This is a genomic window from Pseudomonas cremoricolorata DSM 17059 = NBRC 16634, from assembly GCF_000425745.1.
GTDB classification, from domain to species: domain Bacteria; phylum Pseudomonadota; class Gammaproteobacteria; order Pseudomonadales; family Pseudomonadaceae; genus Aquipseudomonas; species Aquipseudomonas cremoricolorata.
Map to the genome: position 1 here is coordinate 163184 of NZ_AUEA01000003.1, position 26656 is coordinate 189839.

The 26656-nt window shown below is 65.4% G+C and carries 26 protein-coding genes and 1 pseudogene; 14 read left to right on the forward strand and 13 right to left on the reverse strand.

Annotated elements, in window-relative coordinates; genetic code table 11:
- Positions 1-9: 9 nt before the first annotated feature.
- From H618_RS0105280 to H618_RS0105300, 5 genes are all read right to left on the reverse strand, one after another.
- Positions 10-579: a DUF6162 family protein gene (locus H618_RS0105280; RefSeq protein WP_028694079.1), complete on the reverse strand. Its 570-nt coding sequence runs from the start codon at positions 577-579 to the stop codon at positions 10-12.
- The gene (locus H618_RS0105285; protein ID WP_028694080.1) at positions 576-896 is read right to left on the reverse strand and encodes a hypothetical protein; all 321 of its coding nucleotides are present in this window, start codon (positions 894-896) and stop codon (positions 576-578) included. Before H618_RS0105285 ends, H618_RS0105280 begins: the two co-directional genes overlap by 4 nt.
- The gene (locus tag H618_RS0105290; RefSeq protein ID WP_028694081.1) at positions 893-1432 is read right to left on the reverse strand and encodes a hypothetical protein; all 540 of its coding nucleotides are present in this window, start codon (positions 1430-1432) and stop codon (positions 893-895) included. The genes H618_RS0105285 and H618_RS0105290 overlap by 4 nt, the downstream gene beginning before the upstream one ends.
- Positions 1429-2628, reverse strand: a complete 1200-nt coding sequence (locus tag H618_RS0105295; RefSeq protein ID WP_028694082.1) for a PepSY-associated TM helix domain-containing protein — start codon at positions 2626-2628, stop codon at positions 1429-1431. Before H618_RS0105295 ends, H618_RS0105290 begins: the two co-directional genes overlap by 4 nt.
- Positions 2629-2812: 184 nt before the next feature.
- Positions 2813-4147, reverse strand: a complete 1335-nt coding sequence (locus H618_RS0105300; protein ID WP_028694083.1) for a lysine N(6)-hydroxylase/L-ornithine N(5)-oxygenase family protein — start codon at positions 4145-4147, stop codon at positions 2813-2815.
- 193 nt (positions 4148-4340) lie between these two features.
- Between H618_RS0105300 and H618_RS0105305 the strand changes: the two genes are divergently transcribed.
- The 5 genes from H618_RS0105305 (at position 4341) to H618_RS0105325 (ending at position 8961) form a co-directional block, all read left to right on the forward strand.
- A complete protein-coding gene (locus H618_RS0105305; RefSeq protein ID WP_028694084.1) occupies positions 4341-4769 on the forward strand; it encodes a hypothetical protein in 429 nt (142 codons plus the stop codon).
- A 125-nt stretch (positions 4770-4894) separates the two neighbouring features.
- Complete coding sequence (locus H618_RS0105310) at positions 4895-5368, forward strand: MarR family winged helix-turn-helix transcriptional regulator (RefSeq protein WP_028694085.1); 474 nt, start codon at positions 4895-4897, stop codon at positions 5366-5368.
- Positions 5369-5397: 29 nt separating this feature from the next.
- Positions 5398-6615 carry an HlyD/EmrA/EmrK family protein gene (locus tag H618_RS0105315; protein ID WP_028694086.1) on the forward strand — a complete coding sequence of 406 codons (1218 nt, stop codon included), beginning with the start codon at positions 5398-5400 and terminating at the stop codon, positions 6613-6615.
- A complete protein-coding gene (locus H618_RS0105320; RefSeq protein WP_028694087.1) occupies positions 6612-8147 on the forward strand; it encodes a DHA2 family efflux MFS transporter permease subunit in 1536 nt (511 codons plus the stop codon). Before H618_RS0105315 ends, H618_RS0105320 begins: the two co-directional genes overlap by 4 nt.
- Before the next feature lie 67 nt (positions 8148-8214).
- Complete coding sequence (locus tag H618_RS0105325; protein ID WP_028694088.1) at positions 8215-8961, forward strand: glucose 1-dehydrogenase; 747 nt, start codon at positions 8215-8217, stop codon at positions 8959-8961.
- 12 nt (positions 8962-8973) lie between these two features.
- Here H618_RS0105325 and mapR read toward each other — a convergent pair whose 3' ends face one another.
- Together mapR and H618_RS0105335 are read right to left on the reverse strand one after the other, a co-directional pair.
- On the reverse strand, positions 8974-10386 hold the full coding sequence (gene mapR / locus H618_RS0105330; protein ID WP_028694089.1) for a GntR family transcriptional regulator MpaR: 1413 nt from the start codon (positions 10384-10386) through the stop codon (positions 8974-8976).
- 128 nt (positions 10387-10514) lie between these two features.
- The gene (locus H618_RS0105335) at positions 10515-10754 is read right to left on the reverse strand and encodes a DUF3203 family protein (protein ID WP_028694090.1); all 240 of its coding nucleotides are present in this window, start codon (positions 10752-10754) and stop codon (positions 10515-10517) included.
- A gap of 140 nt (positions 10755-10894) precedes the next feature.
- Between H618_RS0105335 and H618_RS0105340 the strand changes: the two genes are divergently transcribed.
- Both H618_RS0105340 and H618_RS23405 read left to right on the forward strand, forming a co-directional pair.
- Positions 10895-11422, forward strand: a complete 528-nt coding sequence (locus H618_RS0105340) for an MgtC/SapB family protein (RefSeq protein WP_425414172.1) — start codon at positions 10895-10897, stop codon at positions 11420-11422.
- Between the two features lie 61 nt (positions 11423-11483).
- Positions 11484-11752, forward strand: a pseudogene (locus tag H618_RS23405) (hypothetical protein).
- Between the two features lie 207 nt (positions 11753-11959).
- Here the strand turns inward: H618_RS23405 and H618_RS0105345 are convergent.
- Positions 11960-12859, reverse strand: coding sequence for a hydroxymethylglutaryl-CoA lyase (locus H618_RS0105345; RefSeq protein ID WP_028694092.1), 900 nt, complete (start codon positions 12857-12859; stop codon positions 11960-11962).
- An 18-nt stretch (positions 12860-12877) separates the two neighbouring features.
- Entirely contained in the window at positions 12878-13279 is a 402-nt protein-coding gene (locus H618_RS0105350; protein ID WP_028694093.1) for a MerR family transcriptional regulator, read from the reverse strand.
- A 408-nt stretch (positions 13280-13687) separates the two neighbouring features.
- On the opposite strand from H618_RS0105350, the gene H618_RS0105355 reads away from it, so the two are divergent.
- On the forward strand, positions 13688-15700 hold the full coding sequence (locus H618_RS0105355) for an ATP-binding protein (protein WP_425414166.1): 2013 nt from the start codon (positions 13688-13690) through the stop codon (positions 15698-15700).
- A gap of 87 nt (positions 15701-15787) precedes the next feature.
- Here H618_RS0105355 and H618_RS0105360 read toward each other — a convergent pair whose 3' ends face one another.
- On the reverse strand, positions 15788-16432 hold the full coding sequence (locus H618_RS0105360; protein WP_028694095.1) for an HAD family hydrolase: 645 nt from the start codon (positions 16430-16432) through the stop codon (positions 15788-15790).
- Between the two features lie 91 nt (positions 16433-16523).
- On the opposite strand from H618_RS0105360, the gene lexA reads away from it, so the two are divergent.
- The 4 genes from lexA to H618_RS0105380 are packed head-to-tail and all read left to right on the forward strand — an operon-like array spanning position 16524 to position 22296.
- On the forward strand, positions 16524-17141 hold the full coding sequence (lexA, locus tag H618_RS0105365) for a transcriptional repressor LexA (RefSeq protein ID WP_028694096.1): 618 nt from the start codon (positions 16524-16526) through the stop codon (positions 17139-17141).
- Positions 17141-17764 carry a translesion DNA synthesis-associated protein ImuA gene (gene imuA, locus H618_RS0105370; protein WP_028694097.1) on the forward strand — a complete coding sequence of 208 codons (624 nt, stop codon included), beginning with the start codon at positions 17141-17143 and terminating at the stop codon, positions 17762-17764. Before lexA ends, imuA begins: the two co-directional genes overlap by 1 nt.
- Positions 17765-17767: 3 nt before the next feature.
- On the forward strand, positions 17768-19186 hold the full coding sequence (locus H618_RS0105375) for a Y-family DNA polymerase (protein ID WP_028694098.1): 1419 nt from the start codon (positions 17768-17770) through the stop codon (positions 19184-19186).
- The gene (locus H618_RS0105380; RefSeq protein WP_211232352.1) at positions 19162-22296 is read left to right on the forward strand and encodes an error-prone DNA polymerase; all 3135 of its coding nucleotides are present in this window, start codon (positions 19162-19164) and stop codon (positions 22294-22296) included. The genes H618_RS0105375 and H618_RS0105380 overlap by 25 nt, the downstream gene beginning before the upstream one ends.
- 2 nt (positions 22297-22298) lie before the next feature.
- Here H618_RS0105380 and H618_RS0105385 read toward each other — a convergent pair whose 3' ends face one another.
- Together H618_RS0105385 and H618_RS0105390 are read right to left on the reverse strand one after the other, a co-directional pair.
- Positions 22299-23120: an aldo/keto reductase gene (locus H618_RS0105385; protein ID WP_028694100.1), complete on the reverse strand. Its 822-nt coding sequence runs from the start codon at positions 23118-23120 to the stop codon at positions 22299-22301.
- Complete coding sequence (locus tag H618_RS0105390; protein WP_028694101.1) at positions 23108-24013, reverse strand: LysR family transcriptional regulator; 906 nt, start codon at positions 24011-24013, stop codon at positions 23108-23110. Before H618_RS0105390 ends, H618_RS0105385 begins: the two co-directional genes overlap by 13 nt.
- Positions 24014-24127: 114 nt before the next feature.
- Between H618_RS0105390 and H618_RS0105395 the strand changes: the two genes are divergently transcribed.
- Together H618_RS0105395 and H618_RS0105400 are read left to right on the forward strand one after the other, a co-directional pair.
- Entirely contained in the window at positions 24128-24826 is a 699-nt protein-coding gene (locus tag H618_RS0105395) for a CoA transferase subunit A (protein WP_028694102.1), read from the forward strand.
- Positions 24827-24860: 34 nt separating this feature from the next.
- Positions 24861-25532 (forward strand): CoA transferase subunit B, encoded by a 672-nt coding sequence (locus H618_RS0105400; RefSeq protein WP_028694103.1) that lies wholly within the window; start codon positions 24861-24863, stop codon positions 25530-25532.
- Between the two features lie 42 nt (positions 25533-25574).
- Here H618_RS0105400 and pbpG read toward each other — a convergent pair whose 3' ends face one another.
- Positions 25575-26501 carry a D-alanyl-D-alanine endopeptidase gene (gene pbpG / locus H618_RS0105405; RefSeq protein WP_028694104.1) on the reverse strand — a complete coding sequence of 309 codons (927 nt, stop codon included), beginning with the start codon at positions 26499-26501 and terminating at the stop codon, positions 25575-25577.
- Positions 26502-26656 lie beyond the last annotated feature (155 nt).

Sequence of the window (26656 nt, forward strand, 5' to 3'; positions counted from 1 at the left end):
TCCTTGGGTTCAGTGACGGTGCTGGCGGGTGACGCCGGCATCGAAGTGGCTGACGACATGACGCCAGCCGCTGGCGACCAGCGCCTCCTGGCTGAGGTCGGCGGGCGCTGCGAGCGCCTCGCTGCGGTTGAGCCACAGGTCGGCGCTGGCGCCTGCGCGGCCCGGCACGATCAGCAGCAGGTTGCCTGCTACCGCTGGCGCCTGGCTGCGACCGAAATAGGCATCGCCCGACAGACGCTGCCACTGATGGCGGCCACGGCTCTGGCTGCTGGCATCGTCGACGAATGGCGGCAGGCCTTCTTCGGCCAGGGTGGCGACCTCGACCTGCGCTGCGCCATCCTCGCGCAGCAGAACGATCTCGTCGGCGGCAACCTGCAAATCGCTGTGCAGCCCCTGTTCAGCCGGGGTCAGGTCGCGGCGGGCGTCGATCTCGTGGCTGGCCAGGGTCACTTCATCGTCGCGCTCACCGCGCAGGCTGACCACCGCGGCGGCGAGCAGCACGATCAGCATTGCGGCCAGCAGCACGTAGAGGGTTTCGTGCCCGGCGCCGGCCGGGCGAATGACCTGGGCGCGGCTCATGGCGCGCCTATGTCGGCATGGTCGACTTCGACGACATGCCCGGGGCCTGCGTCGAACAGCACATAGAACTCACCGTCAGGGCGCTTGAAGGTCAGCTTCGAGTCGTCGCCCAGCTTGCCGCCGACCAGCACTTGCTCGTCGTAGCCGATGACATCGAGGGTCACCCCGGCGGCGCCGCTGCCGTCGGAAAAACCACCCTTGCAGGTGATCTCGCCGGCAGTGGTTTCATCGCATTCGCACATCGGGTTGTGCGCCAGCGCCGGGGTCGCGGCAGCCAGCAGCAGGGGCAGGGCGAGCCTGCGCAGCAGCGGTTTCATCGTTTGTCTCCTTGTTTGGCGAGCCACGCGGCGGTCGCGGGGGAAGCGTCGGCCAGCGGCACCGACGCCTGATACATGTTGCCGTCCCAGCCTTCGATGGTGATCCACAGCAGCGCGTCGGGGCGGGTACGTTGCGGGATGGGCAGTGACGTGGCCATGCGGTATTGCGAGCCGAACAGGATGCTGCCAGCGGCGCGCAGGCTGCGCGGTTTGCCGACGCGCAGGTAAATGGCCTTGACCCCTTCATCGCAGGTGGCGCACAGCGCGGCGTTGAAGGTCTTGAAGTAACCGGCCGGGCCATCGGCCAGGGGAGGCTCGTCGCGCATTTCGGCCAGGCTCACGCTCCAGCGTCCGACCGGAATGTCGGCTTGCACGTGCTGGCCGAGGCCGTCTTCACCGCGGAACAGGCGCATGTCGGCGAAGTACTTGGGCATGAAGCCCAGCGGCACCAGAATCAGCAGGATGTTCAGGTGGAAGCGCCATTTCAGCCACCATTGCCTGGCGGGGCTGTGCGGTACGGTCTGGACTCGGCTCATGGCTGCACCTCCAGGGTGGTCTCGGCACGGGTTGCGGCGACGCGCGCCGGGCGCTCGCTGCGCTTGAGCGCAGCGGCCGTGGCCTGGGCGGTGCGTTTGGTCCAGATCAGCAGGCCGCTGAGCACCATCAAGGTCAGCAGCAGGCCGAAGAAGAACCAGATCAGCTTGATCGGCAGGCCGCCGAAGTCACCGGTGTGCAACGGCCGCATGGATTCGGTGACGAATTCCAGCGCGGTGCGGTCGGAGAGCAGGAACTGGCTGTCCACGGCGCGGGTGTAGGGGTTGATCGACGCGCCCTGGTACATCAGGGGGTACCAGCCTCGGCCATCCATGCTGATGTGGCTGTAGGCGGTAGCCGGCAGGGTGATGAAGCTGACGTCCAGGCCCGGAATCGCCTCCTGGGCGATGCGCACGGCTTCGTCCAGGCCGATGCGCGATGTGGCGCTGCCGTCGGGCATTTGCGGCACCTGATCGCGGGCGATCACCGGCACGATCGGCTGGCTGGAAATGGTGATGTGGTTGTCGGCCAGGATCGCCTGGATCAGGAACCAGATGCCGGTGATGGAAATCACCGCCACGAACCAGATCGACCAGACCCCGGCCAGGCGGTGCAGGTCACCCCAGAAGATGCGCGGGCCGTGACCGGTGCGCACCGGCTTGAAGAAGCCCTTCCAGAACTTCTTGTAGACCACCAGCCCGGTCACCAGCGAGGCCAGCATCGGCAGGCCGAGCAAGGACACTAAATACCAGCCCCAGCTGTAGCCGTTGGTGAACGGCACCAGCCACCACCCGTGCAGGGCGCGGGTAAAGGCCTCGAAGTTGAATTCCGGGGTCTTGCCCTGGATCACTCCGGTGTAGGGGTTGACGTAATAGTTGGTACGCGCGCCGTCAGGCAGGGTGACGCCGACATTGAGGGCGAAGTGCGAGCCGTCCGGTTGGTTCATCGAGTTGATCGCAAGCTCCGGGCGGTTCTTGTGCATCACATCGATGACCTGCTGGAAACTCAGCGCGGTGGCGTCGGCATCCGGTTTGCTCGCACGCACGTCGGGGTTGGCGAGCCAGACGATCTCCTGGCTGACCACCGCGAGCATGCCGGTGAAACAGACGATCAGCACGAAGAACCAGATGGGCAGGGCCAGCCAGCTATGGACCAGGAACCACAGCCTGGACTTTGATTTCTTGGGGGATTGAGCCATCAGTCAGTCTTCTAAAAGTGGGGTCGAGCAAATGCCCAACCAATGGGCCGCACTAGTAAGGACGAATGAGAATGAAAATCCCGCACAGTAAAATGAAAGCAAATGTTTCAAACGCCGCGCGCCGGCATGCGCGGGGCCGCGTCATGCCGGTGCCAGAGGGCTTGCTGCCTGGGGCTATCGACGTCTAGACGCTGCTCAAGGCGACCGCCGGGCTGCGCCGCTCCAGGTGCCGGCCCAGGTCCTGGAACAGCGCCTGGCCGATCTCGGCCGCCCGCGCCGGAAGCACCGAAAGCAAGGTGTCGCTCAGGCCATGGCTGCTTTCGCAGAAGCCTTGCAGGTACACCGCCGCCTGCAACGGCGGGCGGGCCACCGCGCGGTAGTTGCGATCGACGGTGAAGTCTTCCAGGTACTCGGCCAGCGGTGCCAGCAGTTCACGGTGCGAGCTGCGCGCATAGCCGGTGGCCAGAATCACGGCATCGTAGCGATGGGTCTGCTGCTGGCCGGTGGCGAGGTCGGCGATGGTCAGCTCGATGCCGTCCTGGCTGGCGACCACCGCTTCGATCTGCCGGCGGCAGAGCACGTTGTGGCGGAACTGATGGGCGACCTTCTGCCGATAGAGAATGCCGTAGATGCGCTCGAGCAGATTCAGGTCGACCACCGAATAGTTGGTGTTGTGGAACTGCTCGATCAGCTTGCCGCGTTCGGCGGCAGGCTGGTTGAACACCAGGTCGGTGTAGTCGGGGGCGAAGATTTCGTTGACGAACGGGCTGTCGTCGGCCGGCTTGAGGCTGGCGGCGCGCAGGATCATGTCGACCTTCACCGAAGGGTAGCTGTCATTGAGGTCGATGAACGCTTCGGCGGCGCTTTGCCCGGAGCCGATCACCGCAATGCGCATCGGTTTGCCTTCGCTGCAGGGCAGGCGGGCGATGCTGCTCAGGTACTGCGAATGGTGGAAGACCCGTGGATCTTCCTTGAAGCCGCGAAAGATCGCCGGCACTTTCGGCGTGCCGCCGCTGCCGACCACCACGGCGCGGGTGCGCCGCACCTGCTCGCGGCCTTCGCTGTTGTGCGATACCACGCGCAGGTGCTCGATACGGCCCTGATGCAACTCAGGCTCGATGCGCAGCACCTGCTCGCCGTACTGCGCCTGGGTGGCGAAATGATCGGCAGCCCAGCGCAGGTAGTCGTTGTACTCCAGGCGGCAGGGGTAGAAGGTGCCGAGGTTGATGAAGTCGGCCAGGCGCTGCTTCTGGTGCAGGTAATTGACGAAGCTGTAGGGGCTGGTGGGGTTGCGCAGTGACACCAGGTCCTTGAGAAAGGAAATCTGCAATTCGCTCTGGCTGGCCAGGGTTTCGCCGTGCCAGCGGTAGTCATGCTGTTTGTCGATGAACAGCGCATCGAGCGCATGCCCGTGGGTCTGGGCGAGTTCTTCCAGGGCGATGGCCAGGGCCAGATTGGAAGGGCCGAAACCCACGCCGATCAGATCTTTGGGTGTTTCTGAGGATGAGGTCTGGCTCATGACGGGTGTCCATCGAAGAAGGGGGGAGGCGCGGCGGCCCAGCGGCGGCGTCGGCACGGATACTTCCAAGGGAACGAGCCAGTTACCGGGGAATTTAGCGCCAGGCCACCCGCGTCGGGCCGGTGCTGCCCGGCTAAAGCCTGGCTTTCGGCGGCCGATAAGCTCGGCAAAGGCACAGTTCGAGGCAACCCCGATGGTCAACTTCTCAACGATCGTGACGCCCAGCGTCAGCAGCCCGCTGTCGGCGCCTGCCGAGGCAAGCGAATCCACCCCGTCCAACGAGGCGCCCACCAGCGTGCGCCTGAGCGGCAAGGCCATGGCCACGCCCGAGCAAGCCCAGGCAGCCGCCGCGGCCGAAGACAGCGGCGAGCCGGAAACCGTCAAGCAGTTGAAGGAGCTGATCAAGGACTTGCAAAAGCGCCTGGCCGAAGAGCAGAAACAACTGGCGCAGATCCAGGTTCAGCCTATGGACCCCAGTAGCAAGCAGGCGGCGCTGGCGGGCAAGCAGACCAGCATCGCCTCAATAAGCGCCGCACTGATGACCGCCACTACCCAACTGCTCGAAGCACTGAACAGCGCAGGCGGCAGCACTGCCGGCAGCATGCTCAGCACCCAGGCCTGAAAAGCAGCTTGCTTGCCGCTTGAAGCTTCAAGCGGCAAGCTGCTTGCTTAGCAAGCTAACAAAAGCTTTGACATTCACTGCCTAAGCAGTAACATTTGCACACACTTCCTTCAGCGCGGTGTGCGATGCCTCATTTCACCCCCGACAACTTCCCCCATTGCGCCATAGGCATGCTGCTGGGGCGGGCGGCGATCCTCAAGGATCGCATCCTCGACTCGCACCTTGAGAGCGAGGGCGTCACCGCTGCGCAGTTCAAGGTGTTGATCATCGTCACCCTGTATCAGGTCGACACCCCGGCCGAGCTGTGTCGCTACCTGGGCGTGGACAGCGGGTCGATGACGCGCATGCTCGATCGCCTCGAACAAAAAGCGCTGATCCAGCGCCAGCGCTGCCCCGAAGACCGCCGCCAGGTGCGTCTGGCGCTGACCGCCGATGGCCAGCGCCTGGCCGACCGCCTGCCGGAGGTGGGCGCCAAAGCCATGAATGAGCTGGTCGGTGTACTCCAGGCCGATGAGCTCAAGACCCTCGAAGGCCTGTTGGCCAAGGTGCTGCTCAGCGCCGGTGACCCGTTGATCGTCCGCCGCTTCGGCGAGCGTTGAATCCCACGTCTTTTTTCCAAGGTACCGCCATGGCCACATCCTCTGATGCCAACGCCCCCGCCGCCCCGGCCGAGCAGGCTCCCGCCGCTGATACCGGCAATCCACGCAAGCGCAAGCTGTGGCTGTTCGGCCTGTTGTTGCTGGTGATCCTCGGCGCCGCCGGCGCCTGGGCCTGGTACGAGATGGTCGGTCGCTGGGCAGAAAGCACCGACGATGCCTACGTCAACGGCAACGTGGTGGAAATCACCCCGCTGGTGACCGGCACCGTCATCAGCATCGGCGCCGACGATGGCGACCTGGTGCACGCAGGCCAGGTGCTGCTGCGCTTCGACCCCTCCGACACCCAGGTGGCGTTGCAGGCCAGCCAGGCCAAGCTGGCCAGAACCGTGCGCGAAGTGCGCGGGCTGTACAGCAACGTCGATGCCCTCAAGGCGCAGGCGCAATCGCGCCAGGCGGCACTGAAAACCGCCCAGGACAACTTCAATCGGCGCAAGCTGCTGGCCCAGGACGGTGCGATTTCGGCCGAAGAGCTGTCCCACGCCCGCGACGACCTGACCTCGGCGCAGAGCGCGCTGGACAGCGCCCGCCAGCAACTCAACACCAGCACTGCACTGGTCGATGACACCCAGGTCGCCTCGCACCCGGAAGTCATGGCCGCCGCTGCCGAGCTGCGCCAGGCCTACCTCGATCATGCCCGCACCACCCTGGTGGCGCCGGTCACCGGCTACGTCGCCAAGCGCAGCGTGCAACTGGGCCAGCGTCTGCAACCGGGCACCGCGACCATGGCGGTGATTCCCCTGGATGAGGTGTGGATCGACGCCAACTTCAAGGAAACTCAGTTGCGCGACATGCGCATCGGGCAGCCGGTGCAGGTGACTGCCGATGTCTACGGCAGCGACGTCCAGTACCGCGGCAGCGTCGAAAGCCTCGGGGCCGGCACCGGCAGCGCCTTCGCCTTGCTGCCGGCGCAGAATGCCACCGGCAACTGGATCAAGATCGTCCAGCGCGTGCCGGTTCGCATCCGCCTCGACGGCCAGCAGCTCAAGGACCACCCGCTGCGCATCGGTCTGTCCACCGTGGTCGAAGTCGATTTGCATGATCAGAGCGGCGCGATTCTGGCCCAGCAACCGCCGCAGCAGGCCACCTACACCACCCAGGTCTACGACCAGCAACTGGGTGAGGCCGATGCGATGATCAGCCAGCTGATCCGCGACAACAGCGCCTCCGGCAAGACGGCCACACGATGAGCAACGCGGCCCCTGCGCAGTTCACCCCGCCGAGCCTGCTGCTGACCACCATTGGCCTGTCGCTGGCGACCTTCATGCAGGTGCTCGACACCACCATCGCCAACGTCGCGCTGCCGACCATTTCCGGCAACCTGGGGGTCAGCTACGAGCAGGGCACCTGGGTCATCACCTCGTTCGCGGTGAGCAACGCCATCGCCTTGCCGCTGACCGGCTGGCTGAGCCGCCGCTTCGGTGAGGTGAAGCTGTTCATCTGGGCCACCTTGCTGTTCGTGCTGGCCTCGTTTCTGTGCGGTATCGCCCAGTCGATGCCGGAGCTGGTGGGCTTTCGCGTGCTGCAAGGGGTGGTGGCAGGGCCGCTGTACCCGATGACCCAGACCTTGCTGATCGCCGTCTATCCGCCGGCCAAGCGCGGCATGGCCCTGGCCCTGCTGGCGATGGTCACGGTGGTGGCGCCGATTGCCGGGCCGATTCTCGGTGGCTGGATCACCGACAGCTACAGCTGGCCGTGGATCTTCTTCATCAACATTCCGATCGGCCTGTTCGCCGCCGCCGTGGTGCGCCAGCAGATGCGCGCACGTCCGGTGCACACCAGCCGCCAGCCGATGGACTATGTCGGCCTGCTGACGCTGATCGTCGGCGTCGGCGCGTTGCAGGTGGTGCTCGACAAGGGCAACGACCTGGACTGGTTCGAATCGCCCTTCATCATTGGCGGCAGCCTGATTTCCCTGGTGTTCCTGGTGATCTTCGTGATCTGGGAGCTGACCGACCGCCACCCGGTGGTCAACCTGCGTCTGTTCGCCTACCGCAACTTTCGCGTCGGCACCATCGTGCTGGTCGGCGGTTATGCCGGGTTCTTCGGTATCAACCTGATCCTGCCGCAGTGGTTGCAGACGCAGATGCACTACACCCCGACCTGGGCCGGCCTTGCGGTGGCGCCGATCGGCCTGCTGCCGGTGCTGATGTCGCCGTTCGTGGGCAAGTACGCGCACCGCTTCGACTTGCGTATTCTCGCCGGCCTGGCGTTTCTGGCGATCGGCGCCAGTTGCTACATGCGCGCCGGTTTCAACAGTGACGTCGACTTCCAGCACGTGGCCTTGGTGCAGTTGTTCATGGGCATTGGCGTGGCGCTGTTCTTCATGCCGACCTTGAGCATCCTGCTGTCCGACCTGCCGCCCCAGCAGATCGCCGATGGTTCGGGGCTGGCGACCTTCCTGCGCACCTTGGGCGGCAGCTTTGCCGCTTCATTGACCACCTGGATCTGGATTCGCCGCGCCGACCAGCACCACGCCTACCTCACCGAGCACATCAGCACCTACGACCCGGTGACCCGGCACACCCTCGAGCAGATGGGCGGGGCCAACCTGCAGAGCTACGCGCAGCTCGAGCAGATGGTCAACGCCCAGGCCTACATGCTGTCGACGGTGGACTACTTCACCTTGATGACGTGGATCTTCGCCGGGCTGATTCTGCTGGTGTGGTTCGCCAAGCCGCCGTTCTCGGCCAAGCCAGCGCCGGGGTCGGGCGGGCATTGAGCAGTTGCAGGGCCGCGGCGGCGCGTGGTGGTCTAGGGTGTTGGTGTCATCAGATCAGGAGATCGACATGAACAAGGTCATGCTCATCACCGGTGCCACCCGTGGCATCGGCGCTGCCACGGCGCTGTTGGCGGCCCGCGAGGGCTACCGCTTGTGCCTGAACTACCATGCCGACCAACAGGCCGCCGAGCAGGTGCTCGCGGCCGTGTGCGAACTGGGCGCCGAGGCCATCACGGTGCGCGCCGATGCCAGCGACGAGCAGCAGGTCGCGCAGTTGTTCGCCCAGCTCGACCAGCGCTTCGGCCGCCTCGACGTACTGGTCAACAACGCCGGCACCACTGACCTGCAAAGCCGCCTGGAAGGCATGGATCAAGCACGCCTGCTGCGCATGATGAAGATCAACGTGGTCGGGCCGATGCTCTGCGCTCGCCAGGCGCTGTTGCGCATGTCGCAGCGTCATGGCGGCGAGGGCGGCAGCATCGTCAATGTGTCGTCGCTGGCGGCGCGGCTCGGCTCGCCCGGCGAGTACGTCGACTACGCCGCCTCCAAAGGTGCGCTGGACACCTTCACCATTGGCCTGAGCAAAGAGCTGGCAGGCGAGGGCGTGCGGGTCAATGCCGTGCGCCCGGGCCTGATCAATACCGGCTTTCACCAGCTCAGCGGCGATGGCCAGCGGGTCAGCAAACTGCAGGCTGGCGTGCCCATGGGCCGCGGTGGTGAGGCCGAGGAAGTGGCGCAGGCGATCCTCTGGCTGGCCTCGGACAACGCCTCGTACTGCACCGGCAGCCTGCTGGATGTGGGCGGCGGGCGCTGAGCGCAGCCTCGTTCAAAGGAACGAACGGATGATCTTGCCCAGGGTCTCCATGGCTTTTTCCGTGGTCTCGGTCCAGGGGCTGCCGTAGTTCAGGCGAATGCAGTGGCCGAAGCGCTGGGTCGGCGAGAAGATCGGCCCTGGCGCGATGCTGATGCCCTGGGCCAGCGCCATCTGGAACAGTTTCAGCGCATCGACCTGCTCGGGTAACTCCAGCCACAGAAAATACCCGCCCGAAGGCTGGCTGACCCGGGTTTGCACCGGGAAATAGCGGGCAATCGCGGCCAGCATGTTGGCCTGCTGCCCCTCCAGGGCGTAGCGCAGTTTGCGCAGGTGACGGTCATAACCGCCGTGCTGCAAGTAGTCGGCGATCGCCGCCTGGGCCGGCATCGAGGCGCACAGCGAGGTCATCAGTTTGAGCCGTTCGATCTTCTGCGCGTAGCGCCCGGCGGCGACCCAGCCCACCCGATACCCCGGCGCCAGGCTCTTGGCGAACGACCCGCAGTGCATCACCAGGCCCTCGGTGTCGAAGGCCTTGGCCGGTTTTGGCGCCTGCTGGGCGTAGTACAGCTCGGCGTAGACGTCGTCTTCGATCAGCGGCACCTGGTGCTGGCGCAACAGCTCGACCAGCGCCTGCTTGCTGGTCTCGGGCATGCTTGCGCCCACCGGGTTCTGGAAGTTGGTCATGCACCACACGGCCTTGATCGGGTGCTTGTCGAGGGTCTGCGCCAACACCTCCAGGTCCATGCCCTGGCGCGGCTGCACCGGAATTTCCACGGCCTTGAGCTTGAGGCGTTCGAGCACTTGCAGGCAGGCATAGAAGGCCGGGGCTTCGATGGCTACCAGGTCACCGGGCTCGGTCACCGCTTGCAGGCACAGGTTGAGCGCTTCCAGGGCGCCGTTGGTGATCAGCAGTTCCTCCATGGGCAACATCAACCCGCCGACCATGTAGCGCAGGGCGATCTGCCGGCGCAGTTGCGGGTTGCCCGGTGACAGGTCGCTGACCACCACCTGCGGGTCCATGCTGCGCGTGGCACTGGCCAGCGAGCGCGCCAGGCGCTGCAAAGGGAACAGACTGGGGCTTGGGAACGCCGAGCCGAACGGCACGGTGGACGGGTCCTTGATCGAGTCGAGAATGGAAAACACCAGGCCGCTGACATCCACTTCGGTCGACTCACTGACCGGCGCCAGTGCCTGCGGCTCGACGAACGTGTGCGGCACGTGGCTGTTGACGAAGTACCCGGAGCGCGCGCGGGCGCGGATCAGGCCGCGGCGCTCGAGCAGGTAGTAGGCCTGGAACACCGTCGAAGGGCTGACCCCGTGGGTCTGGCTGGCATAGCGCACGGAAGGAATCCGCTGTCCTGGGCCCAGCACGCCACTGCGGATCAGTTCAGCGATGTCATCGGCAAAGCGTTCGTAGCGTTTCATGGCGGCTCGGCGGGCAGATCAAGTGGACGGGGCGGTTGATTCAACCGCCTGCCACTATGGCTGTCGAGCTGTTTTCAGCACAGGCTCAGTAATTGCGAATAACACCGTATCAGTGGCATTGGCCAGGTTCAGATGACCGAACCTTGAACGCTGGCCTTGAGGTGCTTGCGGCTGTCGCGCGCACCGGCCACGGTCAGCGCATCGGCTTCGGCCTCGGTGATCGGCACGCGCAGATCATCCAGCAGCGCGACCGACATGCGCAGTTGCTCGTCGGTGATGATCTCGATCTGCGCACCCTCGGCCTCGAGCGTGCGCTCGGCGCCGATCAGGGTGCAGCGATGGGTGGTTGCATCGATCTGGACAGGCATGGCGAACTCCTTTCGGTTTGGCTGACAGGCGTGAGACTGCGCGGTGGCGGCGGTTGCTGCATCGACGCGCTGAACGGCGCCGATGGCACTCGGCTTGAGGTGCAGGGTCCATGCTCTATCAGCAGGCTGGAGACGCTTCGATGGATGACTGGCTGGAAAAGGTCTGGGCAGCGGTGACGGACGAGTTCGCCGACATCACCGATGCGCAGGAAGTGGCGCGTATTCTGGTGCGCCTGCTGATGGCCGCGGTGCTCGGTGCCGTACTGGGTTTCGAGCGCGAGCACCGCGGCAAGTCGGCCGGGGTGCGCACGCACATGCTGGTGTCGCTGGGGGCTGCGTTGTTCGTCCTGGCGCCGAGCATGGCCGGTGCCGACGAGCAGGCCTTGAGCCGGGTGATTCAGGGCATCGTCGCCGGTATCGGCTTTCTCGGTGCGGGCACCATCCTCAAGGGCAATGGCAGCGATCCCAGTCACGTCAAAGGACTGACCACGGCTGCAGGGCTATGGATGACGGCGGCGATCGGTACGGCGGCGGGGATGGGGCGCGAAGCCACGGCGTTGATCAGTACGCTGCTGGCGCTGCTGGTGCTGAGCAGCATGCCGGCGCTGGTCGAGCGGATGGGCGGGGAGCATGAGGAAAAGAAAAAGGAAGAAGGCACCAAGCACTGAGGGGAGCCTAAGCTCCCCTCAAAGTCGATTGCCTGCTCTTTTTATTGTTCGTGACGCGCCGATTGTTGTTTTTGTTGGCGTGTCCGGGTGGAGCGGTGGCCCCCATCCGGGGCACAAGAGCAAACGTATTTTTTTGAGCGCTGACGGGCATTCATCATTGCTGATCCAACCGTGGCTGCCGCTACCTGAGGGTAGTTTTGTTGTTCTGTGCCAGGCTGCGGGGCTGTGACCCCGGGAAAACCCTTCTACTTCAAAAAGATCTGCTTGCTACGCTTCTGCCGTGTTGTTCTTGTTATGTCAGAACCGTTATCTGTTGTTTTTATTGGGTGAGGCATTTGTTGTTCTTGTTATGCAGGAATACATAGCAGGTGGCGTGCCAACTTTTAAGAATCCTTTAAAATCAACAGGTTATGGTTTGCGTGCGACATTTTGCCTCGGTGAATTCTGTCGATTTGTTTCCCTGTTACCCGATTTTTCGCTGGAAATTGGGGTGGGGTAACACTTCCCGAAACACATCGGTGCACGCGGTGCACCTTTTCAGCCGCCGGTGCGCGCCCGCGCGACCCGTGAACCGCTGACGCGACCGAGCACCGCGCTGATGCGGTGCCCGGCGGCTATCAGCAGGTCGAGGTCGATACCGGTTTCCACCCCCAGGCCCTGCAACAGGTACACGAGGTCTTCGGTGGCCACGTTGCCGGTGGCGCCCTTGGCATACGGGCAGCCGCCGAGCCCGGCCACCGAGCTGTCGAATACCCCGATACCCTCCAGCAAGCTGGCATACACATTGGCTACGGCCTGGCCATAGGTGTCGTGGAAATGCCCGGCCAGTTGTGAGCGCGGCACCCGGGCACCGACCACCTCGAACAGGCGTCGAGTGGCGCCGGCGGTGCCGGTGCCCAACGTGTCACCCAGCGACACCTGGTAACACCCCATGGCCATCAGCGCCTCGGCCACCGGCGCCACTTCTTCGGCACGCACCTCACCCTGGTAGGGGCAACCGAGCACGCACGAGACATACCCGCGCACCCGTACACCCTCGGCTTGGGCGCGCGCCATGATCGGTTCGAAGCGTTGCAGGCTCTGCTGGATCGAGCAGTTGATGTTGCGCTGGGAAAACGCCTCGCTGGCGGAGGCGAACACCGCCACTTCACGCACGCCGGCGGCCAGGGCGTCTTCCAGCCCACGCAGGTTTGGCGCCAGTGCGGCATAGGTCACCCCCGGGCGCGGCGTCAGCCCGGCGAACACCTCGGCAGAGCCGGCCATCTGCGGTACCCACTTGGGCGAGACGAAGCTGCCCACCTCGATGTAGCTCAGGCCGGCGGCGGCGAGGTCATCGACCAGGCGTACCTTGTCGGCCACGCTGATCGGCTGGGCTTCGTTCTGCAAGCCGTCGCGCGGCCCGACTTCCACCAGTTGCACAGAGCGCGGCAGTGACATGGCGTGGTTCCTTGGGCATCAAGCAATGGAAGAGGGGGCATCGCTGGCGCTGGCCAAGGCCTGCTCGCAGCGTTCCTGGGCGGTGTCCAGCTCAAGGTGCATCTGCTGGATGTCGAGCATCTGCTGTTCGAGTTGCGCGCGCCGCTCGGCAATTTTCGCCAGCATGCTGTGCAACTGGCGGGTGTTACCGCCGCTTGGGTCGTACAGGCTGATCAGGTCGCGGCACTCGGCGAGCGAGAAACCAATGCGCTTGCCGCGCAGAATCAGCTTCAAGGTGACTTTGTCGCGGGCGCTGTAGATGCGCTCAAGACCACGCCGCTCGGGGCTGATCAAGCCCTGTTCCTCGTAGAAGCGGATGGCGCGGGTGGTGATGTCCAGCTCGCGGGAAAGGTCGGAAATGCTGTAGGTCGGGTGGCTCATGGTCAGGCTCGCAGGGAAGGGCTGCACGGCGTAGCCGCCACGCTACTGCCAGCCTTACGTAAACGTCAAGCTGAGCTGACTTGAGCGTTCATATGAATAACCCCATGGCATTACACCGTTGGTATTGACCCATTGCCTGGCAACCTTCTGCCAACGGTTGAACATTCCTGTGGAACGACTGCCGCCGATTGCTCTCATAAGAGTCAGACTCGGCCACCCAGGCCTGCTGAACACGATGGTCTGTATGAGATGACTTCTTTACCCGACGGCGCCGTAGAGCGCCGCAAAGCTGATTCCCCTGGCTTCTTGCGTGAGGGCGGGACAGTTGCAACCTTGCTTCAGACACTCGACTGGTCGAACTCGCCGCTGAGCGCTCCCGATCAGTGGTCTGCCAGTTTGCAGACAGTGATGGCCACGATTCTGCCAGCCAAGGCGCAGATCGTGCTGTTCTGGGGGCCGGAGTACATCGCCTTGTACAACGATGCCTACGCCCCGACCATCGGCGCCAAGCATCCCAAGGCCCTCGGACGCCCTGCTCAAGAAAACTGGAGCGAGCTGTGGGACGACCTCGAGCCGCTGCTGCGCGGTGTGCGCGAGACCGGCGAGACCTTCTCGGCCCACGACCGGCCTTTCTATATAGAACGGCGCGGCCTGGGTGAGACGGCCTGGTTCGATGTGTCCTATTCGCCAGTGCGTGAGGCCGATGGCAGCGTCGGCGGTATTTTGTGCATCGTCACCGAAACCACCGAGCGGGTGCAGTTCGAGCGCCGTCAGGCGTTTTTGCTGGAGCTCGGCCGGACCCTGCCGGCGCTGCGCGATGCGGCGCAGATCGAGGCGCTGGCGGTCAGTCGACTGGGTGAGTACCTGGGCGCCTCGCGGGTGTTCTTCGCCCAGGACCTGGGCGATGCCAGGCAGTTCGTCATCGAGCACCAGTGGCTCGACGGCGCGCCGTCGATGGCCGGCCAGCACGCCTACGCCCGCTTCGGCGAGCGGCTGCACGAACGGCTCAGCGCAGGCGAGCGGATACTCGGTGATTTCGCCGCCGGCGAGCAGGCCGATCTCTGCGCAAGCCTGTTGCTGCCCGTGGCCGGTGGCAGTGGTCTGGAAGTCACCCTGGCGGTGCACTTCCATACCCCACATGCGTTTCTCGAAGATGAATGCCTGCTGATCGAGGAAACCGCCAAGCTGGCCTGGTCGGCCATCACCCATGCCCGCGCCGAGGCCAGCCTGGTCGCCCTCAACGCCAGCCTCGAGCAGCGCGTGGCCAGCGTGCTGGCCCAGCGTGAAGCGTCGCTGGTGCAGCTGCATGAAGCGCGCAAGATGGAAATGATCGGCCAGCTCACTGGCGGCATCGCCCACGACTTCAACAACATGCTCACGCCGATCATCGCCTCGATGGAGCTGGTGCAGCGGCGGCTGCCGGATGACCGTTCGCAGCGCCTGGTCAACAGCGCCCTGCAGGCGGCCGATCGGGCCCGCACCCTGGTCGGTCGGCTGCTCACCTTCGCTCGCCGGCAGACCCTCAAGCCGCAGGTGGTGAGCCTGGCCGAGCTGATCGATGACATGCGCGAACTGATCGCCCGCTCGCTGGGCCCGACCATCGCTGTGCAGGTCGCGGTCGACGCGGACTTGCCTGGGGTGGTCATCGATCCGGGGCAACTGGAACTGGCGCTGCTCAATCTGGTGGTCAACGCGCGCGACGCGATGCCCGAGGGTGGGCGTGTGCAGATTCGCGCAGGTGTAGCCGATGAAAGCACCGCGCGTCCCGCCGGCATCGTCGCCGGTCAGGTGATCTGGCTGCAGGTCGCAGACAACGGCTGTGGCATGGACGAAAGCGTTCTGGCGCGTTGCTTCGAGCCGTTCTATTCAACCAAGGCGGTGGGCCAGGGCACAGGCCTCGGGCTGCCGATGGTGCAGGGCCTGGCGGTGCAGTCCGGCGGTGGCTTTACCGTGCGCTCGCGGCTGCGCCAGGGCACTGAGGCGACCCTATGGCTGCCGGCAAGTGAAGCGCCAACGCTGCCCCGCGAGAGTGACGTGCAACTGTCGCCGACCGCCTTGTGCAGTGCCCACGTGCTGCTGGTCGACGACGAAGACATGGTTCGCCAGGCCACCGCGCTGCAGCTGCGTGACCTCGGCTACCAGGTCACCGAAGCGCAGAGCGCCGCGCAGGCGCTGCAGCTGATCGATCAAGGCCTGGCGCTGGATCTGCTGGTCACCGATCAGGTCATGGCAGAAACCACCGGCGCCGAGCTGGCGCAGCAGTTGCGCCAGCGCATGGCCGACCTGCCGGTGCTGATCATCACCGGCTACGCCAACCTCAGCCCCGCCGAACTGCACGGCTTCGAAGTGCTGCGCAAACCGTTCCGCCGCGCCGAGCTGGCGCACAGTCTGGCGCGGTTGCAAGAGCTGAAGCTGGGCTAGGGGCCGGGGCCTGCTGCCACGCAGCACGGTCTTGAGCCGCGAAAGCGCGTCGATTGATCACCTCCTGGGCCAAACGGAGGCAAGCCCCTACAGCAACGCCCACAAGCGCTCATCGGTGAAATCATCGATCACCAGTTGCGCCCCGGCTTCGCGCAGCCGTTGCGGGGTCTGGGTGGTGGCAAGCGCAACTGTGTAGATGCCCGCCGCACTGGCGGCGGCGACGCCGGGCAGGGAGTCTTCGAAGGCCAGCGCCTGTTCGGCCTGTGCTCCCAGGCGCTGCAGGCCGGTGAGGTAGGGCAGTGGGTCGGGTTTGGCGCGGGCCAGTTCTTCGGCCACCAGCACATGCTCGAAAGCATCACCCAGGCCCATGGCACTGAGCATGTGCTCGGCGTTCAGCCGCGGCGCGTTGGTCACCACGCACAGCCCCATGTGCTGGCTGCGAGCATGTTCCAGTACGCGCAGCAGCCCCGGCATGGGCTGCAACTGCGGCGTCCGCTCGCGGAACAAGGCTTCCTTGCGCTCTGCCAGGGCCTGGCGCTGGCCAGCACTCAAGGCGGGGAACAAATCTGCGAACAGCTCGGTATTGGCTCGGCCACTGACCTTGGCGTCGAACTCGGCCTGGCTCAGTTGCCGGCCATCGTGTTCGTGCAGCAACTCACGGAAGGCTTGCAGGTGCAGGGTGTCAGTGTCGGTGAGGGTTCCGTCGAGGTCGAACAACAACGCGCAGGGCATGCAGGCTCCAGGGGAATGATCGCTAAGCGCGCCATGATACCCACCTTGGCCGATGAACAGGGCTATTCAGCGAGTACGGAAAAGAGTACAAATGTGCTCCATGGATACCTTGACCCCCAAACGCCGGGCGATCCTCGAGTTCATTCGCGAGCGCATCGCCGACCACAACCAGCCGCCAAGCCTGGCCGATATCGCCACGCGCTTCGGTTTCGCCTCGCGCAGTGTCGCGCGCAAGCACGTCAGCGCCTTGAGCGAGGCGGGTTATATCGATGTCACGCCCAATCAGGCCCGCGGCATCCGCCTGGCCAATGCCCTGCGGCGTCCCGAATTGCTGGAGCTGCCGGTGCTCGGTCGGGTCGCCGCCGGTGCGCCGATCGGCCCTGATCTGGACATCCACGAGCAACTGCTGATCGACCCGAGCCTGTTCCGCCGCACCCCGGACTACCTGCTCAAGGTGCGCGGCGACTCGATGATCGGCGACGGCATCCTCGATGGCGACCTGGTCGGCATCCGTCAGCAGGGCGAAGCCCATGACGGGCAGATCGTCGTCGCCCGCCTCGATGGCGAGGTCACCATCAAGCGCTTGCAGCGCAGTGCCGAGGGCTACCGGCTGATGCCGCGCAACCCGGCCTATGCCCCGATCGAGGTCGGCGCCGACCGCGAACTGGTCATCGAAGGGGTGTTCTGCGGTCTGGTGAGGCGCGACTGATGGGCGCGGTGGTCGATCTCGAGCGTCTGCTCGAACAACGCCAGGTCTGGCGCGGTAGGCAGACGCAGGTTCGACCCCAGGGGCTGCAACCGACCGGCCACGCCCAGCTCGATCAGCAATTGCCTGAAGGCGGCTGGCCGGTGGCGGCGCTCAGTGAACTGCTGCTGGCCAGCGCCGGCTGCGGGGAATTGCACCTGCTCTGGCCAACCCTGGCCCGGCTTACCAGCGAGCGACAACGGGTGGTGCTGGTCGCGCCGCCGTTCATTCCCTATGCCCCGGCGTGGCTTGCCGCAGGCGTCGACCTGCGCTGGCTGGCGGTGATCGACGCCTCGGCGCAAGAGGTGTTGTGGGCTGCCGAGCAGTGTTTGCGGTCGGGCAGTTGCGCGGCGGTACTGTGCTGGCCAGCCCAGGCCGACGACCGTGCCCTGCGCCGCTTGCAGGTGGCCGCGCAAACCGGCAACGCCCTGGGCATCGCCTGCCGGCCATTGCAGGCCGCGGGCAATCCGTCGCCTGCGGCGCTGCGCATCGCCATCGATGCGCGCCCAGCGCAGTGGCGGGTGCTCAAGTGCCGGGGTGGGCAGGCGCCCAGCACGCCGCTGGCCCGTCCCCGGCAGGGCAGATGACCGATGCTCTGGGCCTGTATCGTCCTGCCGCAACTGGCACTGGACACGGTGCTGCGCGACCGCGACGACCCGCACACGCCGCTGGTGCTGCTCGGCGGCCCGACGCAGCGGCGGGTCCTGCAAGCGGTCAATGGCGCCGCGGCAGCGCTGGGCCTGCGGGCCGGGCAGAGCCTGACTGCCGCGCGTGCCCTGGCCGACGGTTTCAACTGCGTCGAGGCTGATCCGGCGCGCATCGAGCAGGTCGAGCAGATGCTCGCCGCCTGGGCCTACGGCTACAGCGCCCAGGTCAGCCTGCATTATCCGCGCACGCTGTTGCTGGAAGTGGGCTCAAGCCTGCAACTGTTCGGCAGCTGGGCGCAGGTACAGGCGCGCATGCGCGAACAGTTGCAGGGCTTTGGCTTGCGCCAGCGCATCGTCCTGGCGGCCAACCCAGTGGCGGCGCGCATGCTCGCCAACGCCCATGACGGGCTGGCCGTGACCACGCCCGAGCAGACTCGCGCGGCGCTGGCACAGTTGCCGATCGAGCGCAGTGGCTTGCCCGGTGAAGTGGCCGAAGCGTTCGCCCGCATGGGCCTGCGCCGTGTGCAGCAGGTGCTGGAGTTGCCGCGCGAGGCCTTGGCCCGACGCTTCCCTGCCAGTGTGCAACTGCATCTGGATCAACTGCTCGGGCTGCGCCGCCTGCCCTTGGCCTTCTATGAGCCGCCACAGCGCTTCGATGCCTTCGTGGAGCTGAACTTCGATGTCGAATCGCATGAGGCGCTGCTGTTTCCATTGCGCCGGCTGATCGCTGACCTGGCAGTGTTTCTGCTCGGCCGCGATTGCGGGGTGCAGCGGCTTGACCTGCACCTGGAGCACGCGCAAGGGCAAAGCACCTTGCTCAAGGTCGGCCTGCTGAGCGCCGAGCGCGATGCCGGCTTGCTGTTCGAACTGGCCCGCGGTCGCCTGGAAGCGCTGCGCATTCCGGCACCGGTGCGCAAGCTGCGCCTGCAAGTCGATGACCTGCCGCGTTTCGTGCCCAGCCACCAGGGCCTGTTCGACCCGCGCGCGGCCCAGGCGCAATCCTGGGAGCAACTGCGCGAACGCCTGCGCGCGCGCCTTGGCGATACCGCGGTCAATGGCCTGAGCGTGCATTCCGACCATCGCCCCGAGCAGGCCTGGCGCAGTGCCGAGGCCGCCCAGGGCCTTGCCCTCGGTCCACTCGCCGGGCAACGCCCGGGCTGGTTGCTGGCTGACCCGCAGAAGCTTGCGCCGAGCACCTTCACCGTGCTCGGTCAGCCCGAGCGCATCGAGTCGGGTTGGTGGGATGGCAGCGACGTGCGCCGCGACTATTTCCGCATCGAAACCCGCGAAGGGTTGCGCGGCTGGGCCTACCAGGACATCGCCCAGCCCGGCCAGCTGTGGCTGCAAGGCTGGTTCGCATGAATGACCTGCCGCCTTACGCCGAGCTGCACTGCCTGTCGAACTTCAGTTTCCAGCGCGGCGCCTCGAGCTGCGACGAACTGATGCAGCGTGCTGCCCAACAGGGCTACCAGGCCCTGGCGATCACCGATGAATGCACCCTGGCCGGCATCGTCCGGGCCTGGCAGGCGGCCAAGCACCACGGCCTGAAGCTGATCATCGGCAGCGAACTGCGTGTGCTGCAGGGCCCCGAACTGGACGGCCCCGGGCTGGACGGCCTCAAACTGGTCCTGCTGGTGGAAAACCTCTGCGGCTATCAGAACCTCTGCGCGCTCATCACCCGCGCCAGACGCCGGGCCGGCAAAGGCCAGTACCTGTCGTTGCGCGAAGACTTCCCTGGTCAGGTCGAGGGCTTGCTGGCGCTGTGGCTGCCCGATGCCACTGGCGACCCGGAAGCGGGGGCCTGGCTGCGCGAGGTGTTCGGTGAGCGCCTGTGGCTGGGCGTGCACCTGCACCGCGGCGCCGACGATGACCAGCAGCGGGCCCTGGCCGGGCGTTTGGCACAGCGACTGAATATTCGTCCGGTCGCCTGTGGCGATGTGCACATGCACGTGCGAGGTCGCCGCGCCCTGCAAGACTGCCTCACCGCCATTGGCCTGGGTTGCAGCGTGTTCGACGCCGGCACCCGGCTGTTCGCCAATGGCGAGCGCCACCTGCGCAGCCTGGCGCAACTGGCCGAGCTGTATCCCCCGGCCTGGTTGAACGAAACGCTGTCGATCGCAGGGCGCTGCCAGTTCGATCTTGGCGAGCTGCGCTACCAGTACCCCCGTGAACTGGTGCCCCATGGGCACACGCCGAGCAGTTGGCTGCGCCACCTGTGTGCCGAGGGCTTGCCCAGGCGCTGGCCGCACGGCCCAAGCGACAAGGTGCACCAGGCCCTCGAGCGTGAGCTGGCGCTGATCGAGGAACTGGCTTACGAAAGCTACTTCCTAACCGTGCACGACATCGTCGCCTTCGCCCGCAGCCAGCACATTCTCTGCCAGGGGCGTGGCTCGGCGGCCAACTCGGTGGTGTGCTATGTGCTGGGTATCACCGAACTCGACCCGATGACCCACCGCCTGCTGTTCGAACGTTTCTTGTCGCGCGAGCGTAACGAGCCGCCCGACATCGATGTGGATTTCGAGCACGAGCGCCGCGAAGAGGTGATCCAGTACGTGTTTCGTCGGTATGGCCGCCAGCGCGCCGCGCTGACTGCGGTGGTCAGCACGTATCACGCCGCAGGCGCGGTGCGCGACATCGCCCGGGTGCTCGGCCTGCCGGGCGATCAGGTCGATGCGCTGGGCAAGTGCTGCGGGCGCTGGACCGATCACATCCCCGATGCGCAGCGCCTGGCCGAGGCGGGCTTCGACGCCGAGAGCCCCTGGCTCAAGCGCATTCTGATTCTGGCCGGCGAGCTGATCGGTTTTCCCCGGCATCTATCGCAGCACCCAGGCGGCTTCGTCATCAGCGAACAACCCTTGCACCAGCTGGTGCCGGTGGAAAACGCGGCGATGGCCGAGCGTACGGTGATTCAGTGGGACAAGGATGACCTGGACATGGTCGGGCTGCTCAAGGTCGACGTGCTGGCCCTGGGCATGCTCAGCGCCTTGCGCCGCTGCTTCGACCTGATTCGCCTGCACCGTGGCCGTCAGCTGACCCTGGCGACCATCCCCAGTGAAGACCCGGCCACCTACGCGATGATCAGCCGCGCCGACACCATGGGCGTGTTCCAGATCGAATCCCGAGCGCAGATGGCCATGTTGCCGCGGCTCAAGCCGCAAACCTTCTATGACCTGGTGATCGAAGTGGCGATCGTGCGCCCTGGGCCGATTCAGGGCGACATGGTGCACCCGTACCTGCGCCGGCGGCTCGGCGAGGAACCGATCAGTTATCCGTCACCGGCGCTCAAGGCAGTGTTCGAGCGGACCCTGGGCGTGCCGTTGTTCCAAGAGCAGGTGATGGAACTGGCGATGGTCGCCGCCGATTACAGCCCAGGCGAAGCCGACCAGTTGCGTCGCAGCATGGCCGCCTGGAAACGCCACGGTGGCCTGGAGCCGCACCGCAAGCGCCTGCTAGACGGCATGCTGCGCAATGGCTATGAAGTGGCCTTCGCCGAGCGCGTGTTCGAGCAGATCAAGGGCTTTGGCAGCTATGGCTTTCCCGAGTCCCACGCCGCCAGCTTCGCCTTGCTGTGCTATGCCAGCAGTTGGCTGAAGTGCCACGAACCAGCGATCTTCACCTGCGCCTTGGTCAACAGCTGGCCCATGGGTTTCTACAGCCCCGATCAGTTGCTGCAGCACGCGCGCCGCCAGGGCATCGAGGTGCGTCCGGTGGATGTCGCCCACAGCCAGTGGGATTGCACGCTGGAGCCAGATGCCGAGGGGCAGTTGAGCATTCGCCTGGGCCTGCGGCAAATACGCGGCTTCATCGAAGCCGATGCCCAGCGCTTGGTGCAGGCACGCGCGGCGCGGCCCTGGCAGGATGTCGAAGACCTCTGCCTGCGCGGCGCACTGGATGCGCGGGCCCGCGCCCGGCTGGCCGATGCCGGGGCTCTGCGCGGCCTGGCTCGGCACCGGCATGAGGCGCGCTGGGCGGTGGCCGCGGTACAGGCGCAGTTGCCGCTGTTCGCCGAGGTCAGGAGCACCGCCGAACCTGCTGTGGCCTTGCCGGCGCCGAGTGTTGGCGAGGACGTTGCCGCCGATTACCAGGCGCTGGGCACCACCCTTGGGCCGCATCCACTGGCCTTGCTGCGCCCACGGCTGCGCGCGCTGGGTTGTCGCAGCGCCGCCGAGCTGGATGCCCTGGAGCATGGCGATCAGCTCGCCATGGCTGGCCTGGTGGTGGGCCGGCAGCGGCCGCAGACCGCCAGTGGGGTGACCTTCGTCACCTTGGAAGACGAGTTCGGGCTGGTCAATGTGGTGGTGTGGCGCGAGCTTGCCGAACGGCAACGCCAGGCCCTGGTTGGCTCACAGTTGCTCAAGGTCAGCGGGCGCCTGGAGCGACAAGGCGAAGTCCGCCACTTGATCGCCCGGCGCCTGGATGACATCAGCCCGCTTTTGGGCGGGCTGAGCGTGCACAGCCGCGACTTCCACTAGGCTCAGACGATTTCCAGACGCTGCTTGTGGCTGGGCGGTGCGAAGGCCTCGTCGATGATCTGCAAGTCTTCCTCGGTCAGGCGCAAGGCGCCGGCGGCGGCGTTGAGTTGCACGTGCTCGGGGCTGACCGCCTTGGGAATGGCGATCACTCCACCGCCGTAGGTGGCCCAGGCCAGACACACCTGCGCGACGGTCGCGCCATGGCTTTCGGCGACCTCCTGCAAGCGTGGGTGGCGCAAGAGGCGACCGCCTTGGGCCAGTGGGCAGTAGGCCATGACCGGCATCCGTTGCGCGCGGCTCCAGGGCAGCAGGTCGAACTCGATCCCGCGCTGGCTGGGGTTGTACAGCACCTGGTTGGCGGCGCAGTCGGCGCTGGGCAGGCCTTGAACATCGGCCAGGTCGAAGTTGGACACGCCCCAGGCGCCGATCTTGCCTTGCTCGCGCAGGCGCTCGAAGGCCTCGATGGTTTCTTCGAGCGGGTGCTGGCCGCGCCAGTGCAGCAAGTACAGGTCGATGTAATCGGTACCCAGGCGCTTGAGGCTGCGCTCGCAGGCCTCGGGCACACCGCGGCGGCTGGCGTTGTGCGGGTAGACTTTGCTGACCAGGCAGACGCTGTCACGGCGCCCGGCAATGGCTTGGCCCACCACCTCTTCGGGGCCGCCTTCTGCATACATTTCCGCGCTGTCGATAAGGGTCAGGCCGAGGTCGATGCCCTGTTGCAGCGCTGCCACTTCGGCTGCGCGCTGATCGCTACGCTCGCCCATGTACCAGGTTCCCTGGCCGATGACCGGCACCTCGCAACCTGCCAGTTTCATGTACTGCATGTCACCTCCGGTGTCTGAGTATGGGATAGCACGACCTCGAGCAAGGCCTGGGCGGCGGTGGAGAGTTTCTGCTCGCTCAAGGCCATCACGCCGATTCGCCGCTCGACGCAGGGCTCGACCAAGGTCACGCAGCGCGCGCCGAGTTCCTGCATTTGGCGAATGCACAAGGCGGGTACGGCGCTCACGCCAAGGCCGCTGGCAACCATGCGGCCGATGGTCGACAGCTGATGGCTTTCAAAGGCCACCGCCAGGCTGCCGGCCGCCACTGGGGCATGTTCTTCCAGCAGCAGACGCACCGCAGACGGGCGCTGCAAGGCAATGAAGTCCTGGGCGAGCAATTGCGCCCAGCTGACCTGCGGTTGTTCGGCCAACGCGGAGTCGGCCGGTACCACAGCGACGAAACGGTCCATATAGAGCGGGTAGAAACGCAAACCTTCACCACTGTCAGGCTCGAAGCCGATGCCTAGTTCGACGCGGCGATGGCGCACCAGTTCAAGTACTTGTTCGTTGATCACGTCGTGCACGGTGACGTTCACCTTCGGGTAGCGCTGGCGAAACACCTTCAGGGCCGGCGGCAGCAGGTTGCCGGCGAACGAGGGCATGGCCGCCACCGCGACTCGCCCCAACTGCAGGGTGAAGCGCTGGCGCAGCATCTGTTCAGTGTCGTCCCATTCGGCCAGCAGCCGCCGCGCCAAGGGCAGCAGCACCTCGCCTTCGGCGGTCAGGCTGACGCTGCGCGTGGTGCGGGTGAGCAGGGCGCCGCCGAGGTTTTCTTCCAGCGCTTTGATGGTCAGGCTCAGCGCGGGTTGCGAAATATGCAGGTGCTCGCTGGCCTGGGCGAAGCTCTGGTATTTGGCCACGCTGACGAAAGCGCGAAGCTGTTTGACGTTCATGGACCCTCGAGGTGTCAGGAAAACTTATCAATCCATCAATTAATCAAAATTAACAAATCAGTAGCCTGGCCTGATGATGGCGGCCATGTCTCTCCCACACAAGGCGAACGAGCAATGGCTGGACTGGACAAGCGTGTAGCAACCTATGAAGAGGCCCTCGAAGGGCTTACCGACGGCATGACTGTCCTGGCCGGCGGCTTTGGCCTGTGTGGCATTCCGGAAAACCTCATCGCCGAGATCAAGCGCCGTGGTGTCAGTGGCCTGACGGTGGTCTCCAACAACTGCGGCATCGACGGCTTCGGCCTCGGCGTGCTGCTCGAAGACCGGCAGATCCGCAAGATGATCGCCTCCTACGTGGGCGAAAACGCCGAGTTCGAGCGGCAATTGCTCAGCGGCGAGTTGGAAGTGGAACTGACTCCGCAGGGCACGCTGGCCGAGAAAATGCGCGCTGGCGGTGCCGGGATTCCAGCGTTCTTCACCGCAACCGGTTATGGCACCCCGGTGGCCGAAGGCAAGGAAGTGCGCCAGTTCAATGGCCGCCCGTACATCCTCGAAGAGGCCATCACCGGCGACTTCGCCATCGTCAAGGGCTGGAAGGCCGATCACTTCGGCAACGTCGTGTACCGCCACACCGCGCAGAACTTCAACCCGCTGGCGGCGACCGCCGGGCGCATCACCGTGGTCGAGGTGGAAGAGCTGGTCGAGCCCGGCGTGCTGCTGCCGGCAGAAATCCACACACCAGGCATTTTCGTCGACCGGGTCATCGTCGGTCAGTTCGAGAAACGTATCGAGAAGCGCACCCTCAAGGCCTGAGCGCCCTTGTCTTTCCCTGAATGAGAATCCGCACATGGCACTGACCCGCGAACAGATGGCGCAACGCGTCGCCCGTGAACTCAAGGATGGTTACTACGTGAACCTGGGCATCGGTATTCCCACCCTGGTGGCCAACTACGTGCCCGCCGGCATGGATGTGATGCTGCAGTCGGAGAACGGCTTGCTCGGCATGGGCGAATTTCCCACCGCCCAAACCCTTGACCCGGACATGATCAACGCTGGCAAACAGACCGTCACCGCCCGCCTGGGCGCGTCGGTGTTCGATTCGGCGCAATCGTTCGCCATGATCCGCGGCGGCCATGTCGACCTTACCGTGCTCGGTGCCTTCGAGGTCGATGTGCAGGGCAACATTGCCTCGTGGATGATTCCCGGCAAGCTGGTCAAGGGCATGGGCGGGGCGATGGACCTGGTGGCCGGCGCCGAGAACATCATCGTCACCATGACCCACGCGTCCAAGGACGGGGAATCGAAGCTGCTCGATCGCTGCAGCCTGCCGCTGACCGGTGCCGGCTGCATTCGCAAGGTGCTGACCGACCTGGCGTACCTGGAAATCGTCGACGGCGCCTTCGTGCTGCGCGAAACCGCGCCCGGGGTGACGGTGGAAGAGGTGAGGGCCAAGACCGCCGGGCGTCTGCTGGTGCCCGACGATGTGCAGGAAATGACCTTCCCCGCGGACGTTGCCTGACCCGTCGGCCGACTGCGTGAATGCGCAGTCGGCCGAGGACGATCACTCCACGGCGACCCGCGCGCGGGTGTGGCGATCAGCCTTGTACTGCATCGCCACCGCCGGCGCCGGCTTGGCCGCGCCGGTCTCCAGCCACTGGCGCATCCGGCTCGCGTCGGCGAAGTGGGTGTACTTGCCGAACGCATCGAGAATCACCATGGCAACCGGGCGGTTGTCCATGCGCGTCAGCAGCACCAGGCAGTGCCCGGCTTCGTTGGTGAAGCCGGTCTTGGTCAGCTTGATGTCCCAGTTGCTCTTGTTCACCAGGTGATCGGTGTTGCGAAAGCCCAAGGTGTAGTTGGGTTTGCTGAAGGCCACGGTCTTCTCACGGGTGGTCGACAGCTGGCTGAGCAGCGGGTACTTGCGCGAGGCCAGCAGCAGCTTGCTCAGGTCGCGCGCTGTCGACACGTTCTGCGTCGACAGCCCGGTCGGCTCGACATAGCGCGTGTGGCTCATGCCCAGGCTGCGCGCCTTGGCGTTCATGGCCTTGATGAAGGCCGGATAGCCACCCGGATAATGGTTGGCCAGGCTGGTGGCGGCGCGGTTTTCCGATGACATCAGGGTGATCAGCAAGGTCTCGCGGCGGCTCAGTTCACTGCCCAGGCGCACACGCGAATAGATGCCTTTCATGTCCGGGTTGTTGGCGATGGTCATGCTGAGCATTTCTTCCATCGGCAACTTGGCATCGAGCACCACCATGGCGGTCATCAGCTTGGTGACCGAGGCGATCGGCCTGACCCGTTCGGCATGGCTGGAGTACAGTTCCTTGCCGGTGTTGAGGTCGATCAGCAAGGCGCTGCCGGAGGCCAGGTGCAAGCTGCTCGGGTCACGCTGAACCTGAGCGGGGGGTTGTGCAGCAGCGGTCGACGGTAAGGTCGCAGTTCCTGTGAACAACAGCAGCAGGCTGAGGATGGACAGGGAAGTTTTCACGTTAAGGCTCACTAAAAGTTGTTATGTCGTTGGCTGTGCAAGGGTTTCCCCCTCAAAAACCGGCGCATTGTGGAGTATGGGCCAGGCGCTGTCGATTGCTCGTCGAGCAGGCCGCTGCAGATGAAAAAACCTTCATCCGTTCGTCGGCAAAGTGG

Excerpts from the sequence above, each read along its gene's own strand:
- H618_RS0105325 (WP_028694088.1), top strand. The coding sequence starts at position 8,215 with ATGAACAAGGTCATGCTCATCACCGGTGCCACCCGTGGCATCGGCGCT.
- H618_RS0105320 (WP_028694087.1), top strand. The coding sequence starts at position 6,612 with ATGAGCAACGCGGCCCCTGCGCAGTTCACCCCGCCGAGCCTGCTGCTG.
- H618_RS0105335 (WP_028694090.1), bottom strand. The coding sequence starts at position 10,754 with ATGCCTGTCCAGATCGATGCAACCACCCATCGCTGCACCCTGATCGGC.
- H618_RS0105315 (WP_028694086.1), top strand. The coding sequence starts at position 5,398 with ATGGCCACATCCTCTGATGCCAACGCCCCCGCCGCCCCGGCCGAGCAG.
- H618_RS0105285 (WP_028694080.1), bottom strand. The coding sequence starts at position 896 with ATGAAACCGCTGCTGCGCAGGCTCGCCCTGCCCCTGCTGCTGGCTGCC.
- H618_RS0105385 (WP_028694100.1), bottom strand. The coding sequence starts at position 23,120 with ATGCAGTACATGAAACTGGCAGGTTGCGAGGTGCCGGTCATCGGCCAG.
- H618_RS0105375 (WP_028694098.1), top strand. The coding sequence starts at position 17,768 with ATGCTCTGGGCCTGTATCGTCCTGCCGCAACTGGCACTGGACACGGTG.
- H618_RS0105360 (WP_028694095.1), bottom strand. The coding sequence starts at position 16,432 with ATGCCCTGCGCGTTGTTGTTCGACCTCGACGGAACCCTCACCGACACT.
- H618_RS0105280 (WP_028694079.1), bottom strand. The coding sequence starts at position 579 with ATGAGCCGCGCCCAGGTCATTCGCCCGGCCGGCGCCGGGCACGAAACC.
- H618_RS0105390 (WP_028694101.1), bottom strand. The coding sequence starts at position 24,013 with ATGAACGTCAAACAGCTTCGCGCTTTCGTCAGCGTGGCCAAATACCAG.
- H618_RS0105310 (WP_028694085.1), top strand. The coding sequence starts at position 4,895 with ATGCCTCATTTCACCCCCGACAACTTCCCCCATTGCGCCATAGGCATG.
- H618_RS0105350 (WP_028694093.1), bottom strand. The coding sequence starts at position 13,279 with ATGAGCCACCCGACCTACAGCATTTCCGACCTTTCCCGCGAGCTGGAC.
- H618_RS0105355 (WP_425414166.1), top strand. The coding sequence starts at position 13,688 with ATGGCCACGATTCTGCCAGCCAAGGCGCAGATCGTGCTGTTCTGGGGG.
- H618_RS0105400 (WP_028694103.1), top strand. The coding sequence starts at position 24,861 with ATGGCACTGACCCGCGAACAGATGGCGCAACGCGTCGCCCGTGAACTC.
- H618_RS0105345 (WP_028694092.1), bottom strand. The coding sequence starts at position 12,859 with ATGTCACTGCCGCGCTCTGTGCAACTGGTGGAAGTCGGGCCGCGCGAC.
- H618_RS0105395 (WP_028694102.1), top strand. The coding sequence starts at position 24,128 with ATGGCTGGACTGGACAAGCGTGTAGCAACCTATGAAGAGGCCCTCGAA.
- H618_RS0105300 (WP_028694083.1), bottom strand. The coding sequence starts at position 4,147 with ATGAGCCAGACCTCATCCTCAGAAACACCCAAAGATCTGATCGGCGTG.
- imuA (WP_028694097.1), top strand. The coding sequence starts at position 17,141 with ATGGGCGCGGTGGTCGATCTCGAGCGTCTGCTCGAACAACGCCAGGTC.
- mapR (WP_028694089.1), bottom strand. The coding sequence starts at position 10,386 with ATGAAACGCTACGAACGCTTTGCCGATGACATCGCTGAACTGATCCGC.
- H618_RS0105340 (WP_425414172.1), top strand. The coding sequence starts at position 10,895 with ATGGATGACTGGCTGGAAAAGGTCTGGGCAGCGGTGACGGACGAGTTC.
- H618_RS0105295 (WP_028694082.1), bottom strand. The coding sequence starts at position 2,628 with ATGGCTCAATCCCCCAAGAAATCAAAGTCCAGGCTGTGGTTCCTGGTC.
- H618_RS0105290 (WP_028694081.1), bottom strand. The coding sequence starts at position 1,432 with ATGAGCCGAGTCCAGACCGTACCGCACAGCCCCGCCAGGCAATGGTGG.
- lexA (WP_028694096.1), top strand. The coding sequence starts at position 16,524 with ATGTGCTCCATGGATACCTTGACCCCCAAACGCCGGGCGATCCTCGAG.
- H618_RS0105305 (WP_028694084.1), top strand. The coding sequence starts at position 4,341 with ATGGTCAACTTCTCAACGATCGTGACGCCCAGCGTCAGCAGCCCGCTG.